Here is a 737-nt window from a genome sequence, read left to right as displayed (position 1 = left end):
TGCCGGACAAGTTCCACGGCATCCACGACCAGGAAATCAAGTACCGCCAGCGCTACGTCGACCTGATGACCGACGAGCAGGCGCGCAAGCGCTTCATGGCACGCAGCCTGGCGGTGACCAGCATCCGCGAATTCATGGTGCAGCACGAGTTTCTGGAAGTGGAAACCCCCATGCTGCACGCCATTCCCGGCGGTGCCAACGCCAAGCCGTTTGTCACGCACCACAACGCGCTGGAGCAGGACATGTTCCTGCGCATCGCGCCCGAGCTGTTCCTCAAGCGCCTGATCGTGGGCGGCTTTGAGCGCGTGTTCGAGATCAACCGCAACTTCCGCAACGAAGGCATCAGCGTCCGGCACAACCCCGAGTTCACCATGATGGAGTTCTACGCGGGTTACTGGAACTACCTGGACCTGATGGCCTTCACCGAGCAACTGATCCGCCACGCCGCGCACCGCGTCTGCGGCAGCGCCCAGCTCACCTACCAGGGCCGTGACGTGGACCTGGAGGCGCCGTTCGAGCGCCTGACCATCCGCGAAGCGATCCTGAAGCACACCGAAGCCGGCGAGAACGTGGACAGCCACGACTGGCTGGTGCAGCAATTGAAGAAGCTGGGCATGGACCCGGTGAAAGACCGCCTGGACAGCCGCAGCCTGGCCGGCCTGCAGGTGATGTATTTTGAAGAAACGGTGGAAGACAAGCTCTGGAACCCGACCTTCATCTGCAACCACCCGACCGAG

General features: G+C 62.4%; 1 protein-coding gene. It reads left to right on the top strand.

Going from position 1 to position 737, the window contains the following annotated elements:
- Positions 1–737, top strand: a 737-nt coding sequence (locus tag HA630_RS00625; RefSeq protein ID WP_305792597.1) for an amino acid--tRNA ligase-related protein, incomplete at both ends; no start/stop codon positions are given.

The organism is Aquabacterium sp. A08 (assembly GCF_011742065.1).
The sequence above is the reverse complement of the archived record's forward strand: the minus strand, read 5'-3'. Positions and strand labels throughout refer to the sequence as shown.